We start from the raw sequence: 16,156 nt of genomic DNA, 5'->3' as shown, positions 1-16,156 counted from the left end.
AATAGTTTATTTTATCTAGCTTAGAAGTATTTTAAAAACTGCATATATATCACTGAAAGTCCACCGAAAAAGTTATTCTTCGGGGACTTTTTTGTTTTCATGAGTGAAGAGTGAGATTCAAGCACCAGAGTGTTAAAAGAACATAAGAAGCACAAAGGCTGTGATAATTCTGACCAGCATAAAATCTTCATTAAGTAAAAGCAAGGCTGGAAGCGAAGAACTAGTTTTCTTGTTTTAGGGAAATTTCCCGCTTCGATGACACTTATACCAAGAAAAATGATCGTTTCCCAGAAAGGCAGTAAGCTATTGTTTCAGACACTTTTTGATCCTATACTACAACTTGTAAACGATCACAAAAAAAGAATATTGCCTAAACAGTAACAGGCAAATTTCAAAAAAAGGGAGATACATAATATGGGATTAGTATTAGCAAGAATCGATCAGCGTTTAATTCATGGAATCGTAGTGACACAATGGGCGGGAGCAACGAAAGCCAAACGCTTAATGGTAGTTGATGATGAAGTCAGCAAAGATGAAGTTCAAAAGGCAGCGATGCGAATGAGCAAACCAGCGGGTACAGGGATGTCGATCATTGATGTTGAGACAGCAATTACTAATTTTAACAATGGTAAATATGACAGTCATAATGTTTTCATGATCGTACGTGAGCCGGAAACACTTATTCGCTTAGTTGAAGGCGGTGTCAAAATACCTAAGGTTAATATTGGCATTATTTTTGACGGTGAAGGTAAGGAAACTGTTAAAAAGATGGTTTCAGTTGATCAAAAAGAAAGAGCTGATCTGAAAAAACTGGAGGCAATGGGTGTTCCAGTAACCTTTCACTTTGTCCCAGGCGATCAAGAAGAAAGCTTAGCAACATACATTAAATAGTAAGGTGGCAATCTCATGGAAATTATTCAAGGAATATTAATTATCGCACTATCCGTTTGGATGGTTTGGGATCAGCAGGGATTAGTTGTGACAACCTGGTTTCCGATTATGGTCGCACTTTTTGCTGGAATTATTATGGGGGATATGGCAACAGCAATGGTTATTGGCGGAACCTTTCAGTTAATGGCGTTAGGAGTAGCTAACATCGGAGGTTCTTCTGTACCTAACTGGGGACTGGCCGCTTTAGTCGGCATCTATGTCGCCATTCGTACAACAAATAATATTGAAGAAGCCAAAGCGGTTGCTTTAGCAGTCGGTGTGCCAGTTGGCATGTTGGGAATTCAACTAGATGTGTTGGCAAAGATTTTAAACACGTATGTCACCCATGCTGCACAAAATGCAGCAAATAAGATGAATTTTAAAAAGATGAATCGTATTTTATGGATCGGGCCAGCTATTTTTGGTTTATCAACAGCAGTACCAACGGCTTTGTGCGTAATTTTCGGTGATCGGATTGTTCATTTGATTTTGAATTTTGTACCGACGTGGTTTACTGACGGGTTATCCATCGCGGGGAGTATGTTGCCAGTAGTCGGGATTGCCTTATTGCTGCAAGTAATGCCAGTTAAAAAATATTTGACTATGCTTTTAATCGGTTTTGTCTTAGCGGCCTATCTCAATTTACCAATATTGGGAGTTTCAATTGTCGGCTTTGCCTTAGCATATTACTTCTTTACAACTGAAATGAAAAAGAATGCACCAGAGGCAGCAGCTGCGACAGGCACTGTGGATGAAGGAGATGATTTTGATGAATAATCCAGAGACGAAATTGACTAAAAAAGATATCAATCAAGCAGCATTCCGCTATATGTTTATGGCCTGCAATATTTTTAACTATGAAAATCAGCAGGGGCCGGCAGTGGTCTATGGGTTAGAAAAAGCGTTACGTAAGATCCATCCGAACGATGAAGATTATCTAGCTTCTTTAAACAATCAATTCAAATATTTTAACACGACAACTTGGATGGCAAACTTATTGCTAGGTGCTAGCTTGGCAATGGAAGAAAAGGATGGAGTAGATTCTTTAGAAGCGGTTCAAAACTTCAAGACCGGGATGATGGGACCTTTAGCCGGAGTGGGAGATACTTTAGTTTGGGTATTGTACCCAACAATTATGGGATCAATTGCAGCATATATGGGACTTGAAGGAAATCCTACAGGCGCTATTATCTGGCTGCTGCTGAATATTTTCTTTCTGTTTTTCCGATTCAAACTATTTTCAATTGGTTATACCTCAGGAATTAAGCTAGTAACGGCTTTGGGCGCAAAGATTTCTGTTTTTACTGAAGCAGCTTCTATCATGGGGCTGACAGTTGTGGGGGCATTAATTCCTTCTGTCGTTAAAATCAATGTCGGTTTAGTTTTTCAATCTGGAAAAGTCAAATTACCTATTCAGACACAAATCTTGGATAGTATCATGCCAGCACTACTTCCAGCATTACTGACATTAGCAGTTTATAAGTTGATCGCAGCTAAAAAAATGAGTGTTATTCAAATTATTTTCGGAGTAATTATCTTAGCGCTAGCTCTGTCATTCTTTGGTGTATTGACAGTTTAATAAAAATTACCAGATGTTGTCTGTATTCAATTTGATTAAAAAGGAGCGCCTTATGCGAAAAATTATTTTAGCCAGCCATCACAATTTAGCGCTTGGCATGAAAGATACTTTAGAATATATCATACCAACTGTTGGCGATATTACAGCAGTTGCTGCCTATACAACTAATGTGCCGGTGAATGAAGAAATTGATGCGGCTTTAGCAGATGTAACAGAAGAAGACGAAGCGATCATTTTCACAGATTTATTGGGTGGTTCGGTCAATCAAAACTTTACCAAATATTTGTCTCAGCCCAATATCCATTTAGTTGCTGGGATGAATCTACCTGTAATTATGTCGTGCTTGCTGCCACTAGGCGATGCGGCCATTGAACCTGAGCAACTTCGAGCGGCTATTCAAGAAGGGCAACAACAGATCGTTTATGTGAATGATTATTTAGCTCAACAAACAATCGATGAGGATGATGAATAATGACAGCCGAGTGGTGGAAAAACAGCGTCGTTTATCAAGTGTACCCCCAAAGCTTTAAAGACAGTAATAATGATGGTATTGGTGATTTCCAAGGAATCATTGAAAAATTGCCTTATCTAGCTAAATTAGGTATTGATGTCATTTGGCTTAATCCAATTTTTGATTCACCGCTAATAGATAATGGATATGACATTGCAGATTATGAGAAAATTTTGCCTCAATATGGAACTATGGAGGATTTTCAAGAGTTATTGGCGAAAGCTCATCAATTAGATATTCGGATTATTTTAGACTTGGTTGTTAACCATACAAGTGATCTGCATAAGTGGTTTGAGGCTTCTAAAAAGGATCGGGAAAATCAATATGCTGATTACTATATCTGGAAAGATCCCAAGCCTGACGGATCTGCACCGAATAACTGGGGATCGACCTTTGGTGGTCCTGCCTGGGAATATGTCGAGAGTCGAGATCAATATTATCTGCATTGTTTTGCGAAGGAACAACCAGATTTGAATTGGGAGAATGAAACCCTTCGTCATGAAATCTATCAAATGATGCGCAAATGGTTCGATTTGGGGATTGATGGTTTTCGAATGGATGTCATCAGCTTAATTAGTAAAGATCCTAATTACCCAGAGGCACCAGAAACCTTGACTTATACGAAATCCTATTATGCCGGAGCTTCGAATGGCCCTCGGGTTCATGAGTTTCTTCAAGAAATGAATCGGGAAGTTCTGTGTCATTATGATGTGATGACAGTAGGGGAAACACCTAATACTAACAGTACTCAGGCTCAGCTGTATACTTTTCCGGAACGAAAAGAACTAAATATGCTCTTTCATTTTGATCATATGCACTTAGATTATGGTAAATACGGAAAATTCTCAGACATTCGTTTTAAACTCAGTGATTTGCGTAGTACATTAACCGAATGGCAAAATAAATTAGCTCGGGGATGGAATTCGTTGTATTGGAGCAACCATGACCAGCCTAGGGCAGTCACTCGGTTTGGCGACGATGGAGAATATCGCGAAGTTTCTGCCAAAATGTTGGCAACTCTCTTGCATATGATGAAGGGGACACCGTTCATTTTTCAAGGGGAAGAATTGGGAATGAAGAATGTACCTTTTACAGACATTACCGACTATCAAGACATTGAAACCAAGTATTTTTATCAGGAAATGACCGAAGCGGGAGAAAAACCGGAGGATATAAAGAAAGCAGTTTATTTAAAATCTCGAGATAATGCTCGTACACCAATGCCGTGGAACGGTGAGGATAATAGTGGCTTTTCTGATGCAAAGCCATGGATTGCCTATTCGCCAGATAATCGGGTAATCAATGTAGAGGCGGCATTAGCTGATCCAGACTCAACTTTTTATTATTATCAAAAATTGATTGCATTGCGAAAAGACTATCCGATCATTCAACTAGGAGAGTATCAACTGATCAATGAAGAGGATTCAGCTGTTTATAGTTATTTACGAACGTACCAAGACGAAACGTTATTAGTTATTTGTTCCTTCAGCAGGGAGAAGGTAAATGTCAATGTGCCGCAAGATTTGCTGGAAAAGGAAGCAAGTTTGCTATTAAGTAACTATACAGAAGCTGCTGCCAAGCCGAGTGCTACAATGCCGTTGCGACCGTATGAGGCAATCGTTTATCACTTACGTTAATTCTTAGAAGCCTGCGAGAATCTACTTGATTTCTCGCAGGTTTTTTCCTAGTATAAGGATGAGAGGAGCCTACGTGCTGATGAATTTCGACCAACATATTAAAGTGAATTATGAGTCTTTATCTGAGAATGAACAGGAAATGATTTACTATATTCGCAACCATCGACAGGAGGTAGTCAAGCTTTCGATTATTGAGTTGGGTGATAAGCTGCTGTCTTCCAAAAGCTCTGTTCTGCGTTTAGCCAAGAAATTAGGCTTCCGAGGATTTTCCGATATGAAGTATGCAATTGAACAATCTCTTCTAGAAAGAGCCATTGCGCCAACTGATTTAGTCGCAGCTTTAAAAAAAGAGATTGAGCAGACCTTTCAATACGCTGAACAAACCAATTTTCAACCACTATTAGATAAAATAAAACAAGCCAATCAGCTGCATCTTTATGCCACAGGCTTTACGCAAAATAATTACACCAAGGATTTTGCCAATGATCTATTTTTATCTAACCGTCCCAATTTTTTGATTTCAGGTGAAACTAATTTTGAAATGATTAGCCACACGTTATCTAAAGAGGATTTAGTGATTGTGACTTCATTAAGTGGTGAAACACCGGCGATTAAGGATACTATTCGAAATCTGGAGCTAAACAAAGTTCCAATTTGCAGTATCACTTCGTTTGGCAAGAGCTTTCTTAGTGAGGCAGCTGATTTTCAGCTATACTATGAAACCTCAGATCTGCCAAGTCCAGTAGTTGGCGGAGGAAGTTCGATGATAGGATTGAATATTATTTTGGCTATTCTAGCTCGAAAATACCGAGAATTTGTTCTCTTTGATGAGTAGTCCCATGAAGTAAATTTGCAGCGACAGCCTAAATAAGTTTATATCTTTCTCTTTTTACTTTCTCACAGTAAATCGGTATACTATCTGGGAGAGATTAATGGAAAAAGGAGCTAAGCAGAGTGATTACTTTAAGGGATACGCAAGCAACTGAACGCTTAGGCATCATAATTGGTGAAGTTGCTGAGCCAGGAGATAATTTAGTTTTAACGGGTGATCTTGGTGCAGGGAAGACTACTTTAACCAAGGGAATCGCTAAAGGATTAACTATTGAGCAAATGATTAAAAGTCCCACCTACACAATTATCCGTGAATATCAGCAAGGAAGAATGCCCTTATACCATATGGATGTTTATCGAATTGAAAGTGGCGCGGATGACTTAGGCTTAGATGAATATTTTGAAGGTGAGGGCTTTTCAGTTGTCGAGTGGGGGCGTCAGCTAGGAGAATATGTACCAGAGGATTATTTAGAGCTGATTTTACATAAAGACTCTGAAAATGACGAAAAACGTCAAGTAGAATTGACTGCTTATGGGAATCAAGGCAGTGCTTTAAAGGAGCGAATTTTGAAAGCCTGGGGGTTAGAAAATGAGTGAGGCTTTAGATGTTGTAATTCGTGAGGCAATTCCTGACGATGCAGAGGCCTTGCTGCAGCTGAGCCAGCAGGTAGCGCAAGAGACCGAATATCTAGTCATGGATGAAACAGGCATGGCTTTGTCGTCAGAAATGTTGGCAATTCATTTGGAAAGCTTGTATGAAAGCCCTAATAATTTGCTGCTGGTGGTTTTTGTAAATGATCGGCTAGTAGGAAATGCTTCAGTGAAAGCTTCAACTGAATATCGAGTTGCTCACATCGGAGAAATTGGGATCAGTATTTTGCAGGAATTCTGGGGAATTGGTATCGGATCGATGCTGATGGAAGAAATCTTATTTTGGGCTCAGGAAGGCCAAATAATTCGCCGGCTTGAATTAACTGTTCAAGCTCAAAATAAGCGAGCGATTCAGCTATATCAGAAATTTGGTTTTGAGCGGGAAGCAACGATGGTACGCGGTGCTCGAAGTGATCAGGGTGAGTTTTTGGATGTTCATCTAATGAGCTTACTAATTGATTAGCAATAAATAGAAAATCGGAACGGCAGTCATTGTCGTTCCGATTTTTTGCTATGTTCTTATTATAAGGCTCTGACTAATTTTTTTAACGGTGCAGTGCCAAAATGTTCTTCCTGGTAGAGCAGTATCTTTGCACAGGCTCGGCTGTCCTCTAGGGCATCGTGGTGATTTTCTAGTGGAATCGCTAGTTCGCTGCACACCGTATTCAGGCGATGGTTGTGCATCTCAGGGAAAAGCTTGCGGCTTGTTTGTACGGTGCACAAGGAGAGATAATTCGGCTGAGCAATCTGATAATAATCTAGGCAGCCTGCCAATACCTTAGTGTCAAATCCAGCATTGTGAGCGACAATTAATCGATTCTCTTGATAGTACTTTTGGATTTCCTGCCAAACCTCTGGGAATTTAGGTGCCTTAGCTACGTCTTCAGGATGAATACCATGGATTTGAATGTTTTTCCAGAAAAAATCTGTTTCCGGTTGAATCAACGAATAGTACTCGCCTACAATTTGACTGTTTTTTACCATAACTAAAGCTAGAGAACAGGCGCTATGGGTCTGATAACTCGCTGTTTCAAAATCCATTGCAATAAAATTCATCAAAAAACCTCCTACTCAGTTGTACCACAAAAGGCAGCAATTGAGTAGCAGGCACTTAGTTTTTCAAAAAAATCTTAAAGGCTAATGTCCAGCTCTACAGGGCAATGATCGCTGCCAGTAATTTCAGTCCAAATTTTAGCATCTGTTAGTTTTTCTTTTAAATCATCAGAAACAACAAAATAGTCAATTCGCCATCCTGCATTATTTTTACGAGCATTAAACCGGTAACTCCACCAGGAATAGACACCAGTTACCTCAGGATAAAAGTACCGGAAAGTATCGATATAGCCGTTTTCCAGCAGAAGTGTAAATTTTTCTCGTTCTTGTGGTGTGAAGCCAGCATTTTTCTGGTTCGTTTTCCAATTTTTCAAGTCGATATTTTGATGAGCAACGTTCAAATCACCACAGAAAATGACGGATTTTTTAGCTTTCAACTCATTAAGGTAAGCTAAAAAGCTCTCTTCCCACTCCATTCGGTAATCCAATCGCTTTAATTCATTTTGGGAATTCGGCGTATAGCAGGTGATGACGTAATAATCTGCATATTCTAATGTAATCAGTCGGCCTTCAGTATCATGGGCTTCTTGATTCATACCATAGGTTACCGCTATTGGTTCATGCTTAGTAAAGATGGCCGTGCCAGAATACCCTTTTTTTTCAGCATAATTCCAGTATTGATAATATCCAGGCAAATCCATTTCAATTTGCCCCTCCTGCAGCTTAGTTTCCTGCAAACAGAAAAAATCAGCATCCAACTCGTTGAACACATCCATAAAGTTCTTCTTCATTACGGCTCGCAGTCCGTTAACATTCCATGAGATCAGTTTCAAGATGATTCCTCCCTTTTCTTTATTCTAACGAAAAAGCTGGTGGGAAACAATTATTAAAGAGGCAATGGTTGTGAAACCTGTCTTCAATGGTAAAATAAAGATGCACGAAAAATACATGAGGAGGCACTAACATGAGAATTGGTGTGATTGGATTAGGAGGCATTGCCCAAAAGGCTTATCTTCCTACTTATGCTAAATTGAGTGATCAAGCAACATTCATCTTTTCCACAAGACAGGCAGCGGTACGGGAAAAAGTTTCACAAAAATATCGCTTTCAGGAAACGGTCGAGAATATAGATGAATTATTAGCAAAAAAAATCGACGCGTGCTTTATTCACGCGGCTACAAGCGCTCACTATTCTTTAGCTAAGCAATGTTTGGCAGAAAATGTAGCCGTTTTTATCGATAAACCAGTTAGTGAAAACTACGAAGAAGTGAAACAATTGAAAGCTTTAGCGGAAGAAAAAGGTTTGCTTTTCATGGTAGGCTTTAATCGCCGGTTTGCCCCGATGGTGAATCATTTATACAATTTACCGCAAAAAAGAACGATCCGGTTGGAGAAAAATGAGGTGGATCATCCTTTAGAGACAGCTTATGGGATTTACGATTTATTTATTCATTTAGTTGATACAGGTGTTTATTTATTAGATGGAGATGTGGGAGAAGTTCACACTAAAATTTACGAAGAAGCAGGCAAAATGACCTACGCACGAATGCTGATGACGAATGCCACTACTGAAGCATATCTAACTATGGATTTAAGAAGCGGAGCAAAGACTGAGCGTTATCAAGTGACCAGTCCAGAGAAAACGTTGATTTTAGATCAATTAACAGATCTATCGAGTAAAGAAAATACCATCGAGACTATACAGCGCTTTGGAGATTGGACAAGCACTTTGGAAAAGCGCGGCTTTGAACAAATGGTAATGGCCTTCCTGTCAGCGTTAAACGGTGAGGAAGCTCCGGATTTGAAACAGCAGCATGTTTTGCTAAGCCACCGCTTGTGTCAAGAAATGATTAATCAGCATATTCGCCATGAATTATAAGGGACTGGTAAGATTGCTACCCACATGCTAAAATAGCAAGGATGTCACAAGAAAGGAACATATAATGTGGATAGAGAGAAATTAATAGAGGCAATGCCGACAATCAATGTTTTATTGAATAAACCTTTAATGGACTATACGTATACTAAAACAGGTGGCCCTGCAGATGTCTTGGCATTTCCTAAAAACAAAGTAGAGGTAAAGCAATTAGTAGACTACTGTCGCGAGAATGACATTCCCTGGCTGGTTTTAGGCAATGCCAGCAATTTAATTGTGAAGGATGGCGGAATCCGTGGTGTAGTTATCATGCTTACCGATATGACTAAGGTCACTGTCGAGAAAGAGACGATTACTGCAGAAGCAGGAGCTAAGCTGATCGATACAACTTATGTGGCTCTAGAGCATTCTCTAACTGGCTTTGAATTTGCTTGTGGGATTCCCGGAAGTATTGGTGGAGCAGTCTTCATGAATGCGGGGGCTTATGATGGACAGCTGCAGGATGTCTTTGAATCTGTGGATGTGTTGTTAGCCGATGGAACCTTTGAAACTTGGGGATCGGAACAAATGAACTTCAGCTACCGTCATTCAGCAATCCAAGATCAACCTGCTATTGTTTTAAGTGCACAGTTTAAGCTGACGCAGGGAGATCATGATATGATCCAAAAACGTATGACTGAATTGACAGAGCTTCGCCAATTAAAGCAGCCGTTAGAATATCCATCCTGCGGCAGTGTATTCAAACGTCCAGTGGGGCATTTTACTGGCAAATTAATTCAAGACGCGGGCCTGCAGGGATTGAAATGGGGCGGTGCACAAATCTCGATGAAGCATGCCGGTTTTATTGTGAATATTGATCAGGCGACAGCCACCGATTATATCGAGTTGATTGCTCATATTCAACAAGTGATTAAAGAGAAATTTGATGTGACTTTAGAAACAGAAGTACGGATTATTGGAGAAGATCCAAAATTAAAATAAGATGAGATTTTCCAAAAAGTAACGTAACGATAGTTTACGTTACTTTTTTTTTGTCTAGAAATAAGGGGATATATTTTTCTTTAAGTAGTTCAAGATTAGGAACGTTGATGTTTTTTCGATAACATTGGATAATCGAATGGAAGACGAAACGAATGAATAATTTTATTTAAAAATAATAAATTATTTGAATAAAATATCAAGCAGCTATTTGTTGAGAAGAGGTTGATGTAAGGTAATTTGACATATGATATTTTATTGTGATACATTATAAAATGATTAAGGAGGTTAACAAATGAAAAGAATAGTATGTGAAGCGACTAATTTACAGGCGGAATTAGTAGAGATGCGAAGAACCCTTCATCGTCAACCGGAAGTTGGTATGGATTTGCCTAAGACTCTTGCATTTATACGAGAAGAATTGGAAAAATTAGGACTAGAACCGCAAATAATGGGACAATCAGGTTTAGTAGTTACAATTGGTCAAGGGGAGCCATGCTTTCTAATCCGCGGCGACATGGATGCGTTACCAATTAAGGAAGAATCAGGCGAGCCATTTTCGTCAGTGAATGACAATATGCACGCCTGCGGCCATGATTTTCACACGACGATGCTCTATGGTGCAGCAAAGCTGTTAAAGCAGCACGAAGCTGAGTTGAAGGGAACAGTTAAGCTGATGTTTCAACCTGGGGAGGAATTGCTAAAAGGGGCTAAGGCTATGGTAAAGGACGGTGTTCTCAAGAACCCTAAGGTTGATGCGGCAGCCATGCTGCATGTTTTTCCGGGATTGCCGGTTAAAAGTGGAACGGTATTAGTACCTGAAGCTGGGCCTTTCGCCTCTACTTCAGATTGGTTTGAGATAAATATTCAAGGCAAGGGCGGTCATGCCGCAACACCAGAACTGTCAATTAATCCGCTGACGGTAATGAGTCATATCCATCTTGCTTTGCATGCGTTAGAGGCTCGCGAAATTTCAATGTATGACAGCGCGGTTATCTCTACCACAATTATGAAAGGTGGAGTAGTAGATAATGCGATTCCTGACACTGCCTATATGCGTGGCTCTATTCGGACCTTTGATCAAACCGTCCGTCAGTTTATTTTCAAACGTATTCCAGAGATTGCTGAAGGTGTAGCTCAAACTTTTGGAGCATCTGTCGATGTACAGATGATCGAAGGCTGTCCGACTGTAGAGGTGGATCATAAGGTGACTGAGACGATTCGTGCCAGTTTATCTGCGGCCTTTCCTGATGAGGTTACTTCACCGAAAGATGCAGGAATGCACAAGCTAGGCGGTTCTGAGGATTTTTCTTATGTGACACAGGAAGTCCCATCAAGTATGCTGCTGTTAACTTCAGGGCATTCGGATGACTATCCTTATTTTGTGCATCACCCTAAAGTAATTTTTGATGAGGCTGTCTTAAGCAAAGGAGCCGCTGTCTATACCATTATGGCGATGGATTGGCTGGCTAAAAACAACTAGTAGGAGGAGTAAAATGGAATTCTTAAAAGTAGCAAACGGATTGCCAATGCTGATAATATGCGCATTAATTGTTATTATCGTTATTGCGCAGCCGATTATAATGAGTCTGATGGCTCGCAAGCGTGCACTGCAAATTGGGATGACCAACGGAGATGTAAAAAAAGTAATCAAGAGTACTGCACTGTTTTCTATCATTCCTTCAGTGCCAATTTTAGCTAGCTATTTAATTTTAGTTCCGGCCTTAGGCAAGTATTTTCCTTGGATGCGCCTGAGTGTAGTAGGCTCAGTGACCTACGAAACAATGGTTGCCAACATGGCAGCAGAATCTTTTGATTATGCGAATATCTATAACACAGACTTCCCAGTCGGGGTCTTTTTATCGATTTTACTGATTTTGACTTTAGGGATTTTAGGCGGCAATATTTTCAATCTAATCTTCTTGAAGAGCTATGAAAAAGGTGTTCGTAAATTGATGGAGCGCAATGCGGTTTTGATTCCAGTAATCACCAGCGCTGTTTTTGTGGCTTTGTATGGGACTTTATCGGCACCGACTTTAACCAATATCGGCAATCCGGTGGCGATTTTGACCTTTTTGGTAGCTGGAGGAGTAGCTGTTTTAGTCAATCATATTGCTAAAACACATCCAAAAATGAAGGAGCATGCGTTCACCATCAGTTTATTGGCGGGCATGATTTTTGCTTGTCTCATCAATCCATTATTCTAAAAAGGTAGGAGGGAATCATGTATGAATAAAGCTAGTTTTAATAATCGTATCCATTTAGTTGGCCGCTTAACAGTGTTTATCTGTTTATTATCATTTATCTCATTACCGATCATTCTATCTGGTATTTACAATGCTCATATTGATTATGCTTTAGTATTTCAAAATGCTTTACCGCTGCTGGCAACTTTTACGGTGGCAGGAGTTAGTGAAAATTTATCTTATGCACCTATTATTGGAGCAGGGGCTCTTTATACCTCTTGTGTCACAGGAGATTTATCTAATATGAAGGTACCAGCTTCCAAAAACGCGATGGATTTGCTTGGAGTAGAGGCTGGGACCGAAAAAGGTGACTTAGTTTCTATTTTTGCGGCTTCCACGTGTACCCTTGTGACAACGACGATTGCTTTGGCAGGTATGCTGTTTTTAGCACCGATCATTGAACCAATTTATAACAATCCGGTGATTAATCCAGCCTTTGCTAATTTACTGCCAGCCTTGTTTGGTGCGTTAATTGTGCCAACGATTATCAGCAATTTAAAAATCAATATTCCGATTTTCGTCATTCCGAGTATTGTTTTGTTAGTCTTTGGGGCAGATTTTTTCCAAAGCAATCAAGGATTCATTTTACTGTTTACAGCATTATTGGCAGTTGCGTATACTTATTTTATGTCTAAAAAACTTATTCAAGCAGCAAAGGAAGATGTTCTTCCAGAAGAATAAGCGAAAATGGGGGAATGACGTGTTTACGTCATTCCCCCTAAAAAATAAGTCGACTGTTACAAACTCGTTTTTCATTCTTTGTTAAATTCTTTAGGCAATTATCGTTTCATCAACTTCAATAAAACTGCACAAACCCCTGCTGTAGCGATTCCAGCTACAATTGCTTCGACTAATCCGCTGCCGAAAATAATGCCTAAAATTACTCCATAAACCGCGTTTGCTGCCACTTGTAAAACGTTGGCATAGCTGTCTCTGAAAAAGATGAAAATTAAGTTCATTACCAAAATTGTATTGGTCATTGAACCAGCTAAGCCAGCAATAAACAGACTTACTGGACGTGCTTTCGTTTTTAGTAGACGATTAATTCCAATGTAGACAAAATAAGGAACGACGCCAATCAAGATTCGCGGAATAATTGCTACAATAAGTGCTCGCCAGTCGCCTTGCCCGGTCAACGGATTGGCAATAAAGGGCGAGAAAACAAAGGACATTGGCGTAATAATTATCGTTGAACGCACGAGGCTGAGAATACCGAAAATTCCACCAAGTCCTGCTCCAATTTTGGGTCCTAAAATAATTGACGCAATAATAACTGGAATGTGCATAGTCGTGGCATTGATCGGCCCGATAGGTATGAAACCTAACGGGGTAATCGCCAAAATAATCATAATCGCTAAAAACATAGCGGTTAACGTAAAGCTTTTGATATTTGTGTTTTTCACAGTGTTACTCCTTCAATAAGTTCATCGTTCGTTCAACGATTTCTGAAACATTCGCTAAAGCACCACGACCGTAGTCACCACAGGCTAGTAATGCTTCCCGCGGTTGAATTTCTTCATAGCCGACTTCTTGCAAGGTAGCTAAATTTCTTTGAACGATTGGATTTTGATACATATAGGTATTCATTGCCGGAGCAATCAGTTTCTTTGTTTCTGGCAGCAAAGCTAAAGCTACGGTAGATAAAAGATCATCAGCAATACCGTTGGCCATTTTGCCAATGATATTCGCAGAAGCTGGAGCGACTAAGAATAAATCAGCCCGTTTTGCTAATTCAATGTGGTTGATTTTGGCAGGCTCAGGTTCGTCCATTACATCTGTATGCACCAAACGATGAGACAACGATTGGATCGCTAATGGTGTAATGAATTCCTGACTGCTTTTCGTCATAACAACATCGACTTGATACCCCAGCTTTGTCAGTTGGTTGGTTAGGTCAGCTGCTTTGTAGGCGGAGATACTGCCGCTGACTCCTAATAAGATAGTTTTCATTAGGCATTTTTCCTTTCTAAAACAGCTTCTTTAATTAGTTGAGCAATTTCCGATTTGGTATGAGCCTCTTTTACTTTATGTTGTCGATTAATTAAATAACCATGATGCGTCTCGCCACTAATTTCAGTCAAATCATTGGCTAAAATAAAATCAGCCTGATTTTTCTCTAAGCTCTTTTTTGCTACGTCCAACAGCTGAATCATAGGGACATCCACTAACAGTTTAAAGCCAACTAAAGTCGTTTCCGGTTGGAGCTCTTTAATTTGTTGAATGACCTTAGGATTCTTTTTCAAAATAATTACTAAATGGTCAGTATCAGAAGAAATCTTTTTCTCTGTACGTTCTTGATCTTTCGCTTTTAATGCGGCAGCTAAATCAACAGGATTTGTGGAAACGGTTTGCTGCAGATCTTCCAAAGTGATAGAGCTCTCGGGCGTGAAATCACTAACAGCCATACTGTGAATGACGGCAGTATACTTATTAGCTGTCATCAATTCTTTCAATTTAGCGGCTAAACCAGCAGTAGATTCTATCAAGTGCAAAGAAATCCGCGAATCATCAGGCTTTACGGCCGGTTTGATTGTAATGTAGTCAATTGTAGCATCCTCTGATAAAAAAGCTTCAGCGATGGCTTTGCCTAAGCGACCACTAGAATGGTTTGTAATGGCCCGGACGTCATCAATTTTCTCGGTAGTTCCACCAGCAGTGATTAAAATTCTCATGATTTTAATCCCCCAGGACGAACCAAGGTACGACCAACATGTTTCCCAGCTAGAATTGCTTCAGCAGTTTCTGGAACTTGTTCCAAGGAGATTTCTTGTACTTGAATTCCGTCAGTCACTAACCATTCGTTGGCCATTTTGTGCCAGATCGCGGCTCGTTTTTCCATCGGTGTTTCTACTGAATCGATCCCTAGCAGGTTAACACCTCGTAAAATAAATGGCAGGACGGTCATGTTCAGCTTAATCCCACCAGCATTTCCGCACAGCGCCATGCTGCCGCCATAGCTGATAAAAGGGATTAATTTGCCTAATTGCTCGCCGCCAACTGTATCCACTACAAAATCAATCACTTGCTTATTCAATGGTTTATTTTTTTCAGGGAAGAATTCATCAGGTGTGACCACCTTAGTAGCACCTAACTGAGCCAAGTATTCTTGCTGCTCGGCTTTTCTAGACAACGCGATAATTTCTTTACAGCCAATTTTTTGCAAAAATTGCAATGCGAAGCCCCCTACACCACCGGTTGCACCAGTCACTAAAACGCGGCTATCGGCAGTTAAGCCATGCTTAACCAAGGCATCAACTGCTAAAGCTGCAGTAAACCCAGCAGTTCCATAGGTCATAGCTTGTTTTTCATTCATTCCTTTTGGCAGCTTAACCACCCAATCACCAGGAACGGCTTGTACTTCACTCAATCCACCATTTTGACTGACACCAATTCCATAACTGGTTGCTAAAACAGTCTCACCAACGGCGAAACGTGCATCGTTAGTTGCTGCAATAGTTCCCGCCATGTCGATTCCAGGAGTTAAGGGATAACTTCTTAATACTCCAGTGTTTGGCTGTGTAGCAAGAGCATCTTTGTAATTCATACCTGAATAACTGACAGCAATTAGTACCTCGCCAGCTTGTAATTCAGGAGTGTCGAACTGCTCAATTTCAGTCGTAACAGTTTCTTCATTTATTACTCGTAAACGTCGATAAGTGGTCATATGCTTACTCCTTTACATAAGAAAAGTTTGTTACTTCCATCTTAGCGGAAACCACGGAAAAAGCAACTTTCTGTGATCTATTTTCGACAAATTTTTCAGGTTAAAGAATGCTAAGAAAACCGTGCGCTTATCTTGCAATTTATCAAAAAGTTCGTATACTATAATGGTGCTATTAAACAGGAAGTTTACTTTTACCAAAC

At 40.0% G+C, this 16,156-nt stretch carries 19 protein-coding genes; 13 read left to right on the top strand and 6 right to left on the bottom strand.

Going from position 1 to position 16,156, the window contains the following annotated elements; all coding sequences use genetic code 11:
- The first annotated feature begins 414 nt into the window (after positions 1-414).
- From I588_RS24910 to I588_RS24875, 8 genes are all read left to right on the top strand, one after another.
- The gene (locus I588_RS24910) at positions 415-891 is read left to right on the top strand and encodes a PTS sugar transporter subunit IIB (RefSeq protein WP_010755825.1); all 477 of its coding nucleotides are present in this window, start codon (positions 415-417) and stop codon (positions 889-891) included.
- Between the two features lie 15 nt (positions 892-906).
- Positions 907-1,707 (top strand): PTS mannose/fructose/sorbose/N-acetylgalactosamine transporter subunit IIC, encoded by an 801-nt coding sequence (locus I588_RS24905; RefSeq protein ID WP_010755826.1) that lies wholly within the window; start codon positions 907-909, stop codon positions 1,705-1,707.
- On the top strand, positions 1,700-2,509 hold the full coding sequence (locus I588_RS24900) for a PTS system mannose/fructose/sorbose family transporter subunit IID (RefSeq protein WP_010755827.1): 810 nt from the start codon (positions 1,700-1,702) through the stop codon (positions 2,507-2,509). Before I588_RS24905 ends, I588_RS24900 begins: the two co-directional genes overlap by 8 nt.
- A gap of 52 nt (positions 2,510-2,561) precedes the next feature.
- On the top strand, positions 2,562-2,981 hold the full coding sequence (locus tag I588_RS24895) for a PTS sugar transporter subunit IIA (RefSeq protein ID WP_010755828.1): 420 nt from the start codon (positions 2,562-2,564) through the stop codon (positions 2,979-2,981).
- Positions 2,981-4,657, top strand: coding sequence for a glycoside hydrolase family 13 protein (locus I588_RS24890; RefSeq protein ID WP_010755829.1), 1,677 nt, complete (start codon positions 2,981-2,983; stop codon positions 4,655-4,657). Before I588_RS24895 ends, I588_RS24890 begins: the two co-directional genes overlap by 1 nt.
- 79 nt (positions 4,658-4,736) lie before the next feature.
- Positions 4,737-5,492 (top strand): MurR/RpiR family transcriptional regulator, encoded by a 756-nt coding sequence (locus I588_RS24885; RefSeq protein WP_010755830.1) that lies wholly within the window; start codon positions 4,737-4,739, stop codon positions 5,490-5,492.
- Positions 5,493-5,611: 119 nt separating this feature from the next.
- The gene (tsaE, locus tag I588_RS24880; protein WP_010755831.1) at positions 5,612-6,085 is read left to right on the top strand and encodes a tRNA (adenosine(37)-N6)-threonylcarbamoyltransferase complex ATPase subunit type 1 TsaE; all 474 of its coding nucleotides are present in this window, start codon (positions 5,612-5,614) and stop codon (positions 6,083-6,085) included.
- A complete protein-coding gene (locus I588_RS24875; protein WP_010755832.1) occupies positions 6,078-6,602 on the top strand; it encodes a GNAT family N-acetyltransferase in 525 nt (174 codons plus the stop codon). The genes tsaE and I588_RS24875 overlap by 8 nt, the downstream gene beginning before the upstream one ends.
- Before the next feature lie 59 nt (positions 6,603-6,661).
- Here I588_RS24875 and I588_RS24870 read toward each other — a convergent pair whose 3' ends face one another.
- Together I588_RS24870 and I588_RS24865 are read right to left on the bottom strand one after the other, a co-directional pair.
- Positions 6,662-7,195: a 3'-5' exonuclease gene (locus I588_RS24870; protein WP_010755833.1), complete on the bottom strand. Its 534-nt coding sequence runs from the start codon at positions 7,193-7,195 to the stop codon at positions 6,662-6,664.
- A 74-nt stretch (positions 7,196-7,269) separates the two neighbouring features.
- A complete protein-coding gene (locus I588_RS24865) occupies positions 7,270-8,025 on the bottom strand; it encodes an exodeoxyribonuclease III (RefSeq protein ID WP_010755834.1) in 756 nt (251 codons plus the stop codon).
- 131 nt (positions 8,026-8,156) lie between these two features.
- On the opposite strand from I588_RS24865, the gene I588_RS24860 reads away from it, so the two are divergent.
- The 5 genes from I588_RS24860 (at position 8,157) to I588_RS24840 (ending at position 12,973) form a co-directional block, all read left to right on the top strand.
- On the top strand, positions 8,157-9,071 hold the full coding sequence (locus tag I588_RS24860; protein WP_010755835.1) for a Gfo/Idh/MocA family protein: 915 nt from the start codon (positions 8,157-8,159) through the stop codon (positions 9,069-9,071).
- A 93-nt stretch (positions 9,072-9,164) separates the two neighbouring features.
- Complete coding sequence (gene murB / locus I588_RS24855; protein ID WP_051130063.1) at positions 9,165-10,049, top strand: UDP-N-acetylmuramate dehydrogenase; 885 nt, start codon at positions 9,165-9,167, stop codon at positions 10,047-10,049.
- 292 nt (positions 10,050-10,341) lie between these two features.
- Positions 10,342-11,529, top strand: coding sequence for a M20 metallopeptidase family protein (locus tag I588_RS24850; RefSeq protein ID WP_010755837.1), 1,188 nt, complete (start codon positions 10,342-10,344; stop codon positions 11,527-11,529).
- Between the two features lie 13 nt (positions 11,530-11,542).
- On the top strand, positions 11,543-12,253 hold the full coding sequence (locus tag I588_RS24845; RefSeq protein WP_010755838.1) for a DUF5058 family protein: 711 nt from the start codon (positions 11,543-11,545) through the stop codon (positions 12,251-12,253).
- A 21-nt stretch (positions 12,254-12,274) separates the two neighbouring features.
- Positions 12,275-12,973: a hypothetical protein gene (locus I588_RS24840; RefSeq protein WP_010755839.1), complete on the top strand. Its 699-nt coding sequence runs from the start codon at positions 12,275-12,277 to the stop codon at positions 12,971-12,973.
- Between the two features lie 98 nt (positions 12,974-13,071).
- Here I588_RS24840 and I588_RS24835 read toward each other — a convergent pair whose 3' ends face one another.
- From I588_RS24835 to I588_RS24820, 4 genes are read right to left on the bottom strand one after another with little or no spacing between them, the layout of a single operon-like run.
- Positions 13,072-13,695 (bottom strand): ECF transporter S component, encoded by a 624-nt coding sequence (locus I588_RS24835; protein WP_010755840.1) that lies wholly within the window; start codon positions 13,693-13,695, stop codon positions 13,072-13,074.
- Between the two features lie 4 nt (positions 13,696-13,699).
- Positions 13,700-14,242, bottom strand: a complete 543-nt coding sequence (gene coaC, locus I588_RS24830) for a phosphopantothenoylcysteine decarboxylase (RefSeq protein ID WP_010755841.1) — start codon at positions 14,240-14,242, stop codon at positions 13,700-13,702.
- Positions 14,242-14,964 carry a phosphopantothenate--cysteine ligase gene (locus I588_RS24825; protein WP_010755842.1) on the bottom strand — a complete coding sequence of 241 codons (723 nt, stop codon included), beginning with the start codon at positions 14,962-14,964 and terminating at the stop codon, positions 14,242-14,244. The genes coaC and I588_RS24825 overlap by 1 nt, the downstream gene beginning before the upstream one ends.
- On the bottom strand, positions 14,961-15,956 hold the full coding sequence (locus I588_RS24820; protein ID WP_010755843.1) for a YhdH/YhfP family quinone oxidoreductase: 996 nt from the start codon (positions 15,954-15,956) through the stop codon (positions 14,961-14,963). The genes I588_RS24825 and I588_RS24820 overlap by 4 nt, the downstream gene beginning before the upstream one ends.
- Positions 15,957-16,156 lie beyond the last annotated feature (200 nt).

This window comes from Enterococcus pallens ATCC BAA-351 (genome assembly GCF_000407485.1).
Taxonomy (GTDB): domain Bacteria; phylum Bacillota; class Bacilli; order Lactobacillales; family Enterococcaceae; genus Enterococcus_A; species Enterococcus_A pallens.
This window is presented reverse-complemented; position numbering and strand designations above follow the sequence as displayed.

Bases quoted from the DNA above. Each gene is read 5' to 3' on its own strand.
- I588_RS24910 (WP_010755825.1), top strand. From the start codon at position 415: ATGGGATTAGTATTAGCAAGAATCGATCAGCGTTTAATTCATGGAATC.
- I588_RS24905 (WP_010755826.1), top strand. From the start codon at position 907: ATGGAAATTATTCAAGGAATATTAATTATCGCACTATCCGTTTGGATG.
- I588_RS24900 (WP_010755827.1), top strand. From the start codon at position 1,700: ATGAATAATCCAGAGACGAAATTGACTAAAAAAGATATCAATCAAGCA.
- I588_RS24895 (WP_010755828.1), top strand. From the start codon at position 2,562: ATGCGAAAAATTATTTTAGCCAGCCATCACAATTTAGCGCTTGGCATG.
- I588_RS24890 (WP_010755829.1), top strand. From the start codon at position 2,981: ATGACAGCCGAGTGGTGGAAAAACAGCGTCGTTTATCAAGTGTACCCC.
- I588_RS24885 (WP_010755830.1), top strand. From the start codon at position 4,737: ATGAATTTCGACCAACATATTAAAGTGAATTATGAGTCTTTATCTGAG.
- I588_RS24875 (WP_010755832.1), top strand. From the start codon at position 6,078: ATGAGTGAGGCTTTAGATGTTGTAATTCGTGAGGCAATTCCTGACGAT.
- I588_RS24870 (WP_010755833.1), bottom strand. From the start codon at position 7,195: ATGAATTTTATTGCAATGGATTTTGAAACAGCGAGTTATCAGACCCAT.
- I588_RS24860 (WP_010755835.1), top strand. From the start codon at position 8,157: ATGAGAATTGGTGTGATTGGATTAGGAGGCATTGCCCAAAAGGCTTAT.
- murB (WP_051130063.1), top strand. From the start codon at position 9,165: ATGCCGACAATCAATGTTTTATTGAATAAACCTTTAATGGACTATACG.
- I588_RS24850 (WP_010755837.1), top strand. From the start codon at position 10,342: ATGAAAAGAATAGTATGTGAAGCGACTAATTTACAGGCGGAATTAGTA.
- I588_RS24845 (WP_010755838.1), top strand. From the start codon at position 11,543: ATGGAATTCTTAAAAGTAGCAAACGGATTGCCAATGCTGATAATATGC.
- I588_RS24840 (WP_010755839.1), top strand. From the start codon at position 12,275: ATGAATAAAGCTAGTTTTAATAATCGTATCCATTTAGTTGGCCGCTTA.
- coaC (WP_010755841.1), bottom strand. From the start codon at position 14,242: ATGAAAACTATCTTATTAGGAGTCAGCGGCAGTATCTCCGCCTACAAA.
- I588_RS24825 (WP_010755842.1), bottom strand. From the start codon at position 14,964: ATGAGAATTTTAATCACTGCTGGTGGAACTACCGAGAAAATTGATGAC.
- I588_RS24820 (WP_010755843.1), bottom strand. From the start codon at position 15,956: ATGACCACTTATCGACGTTTACGAGTAATAAATGAAGAAACTGTTACG.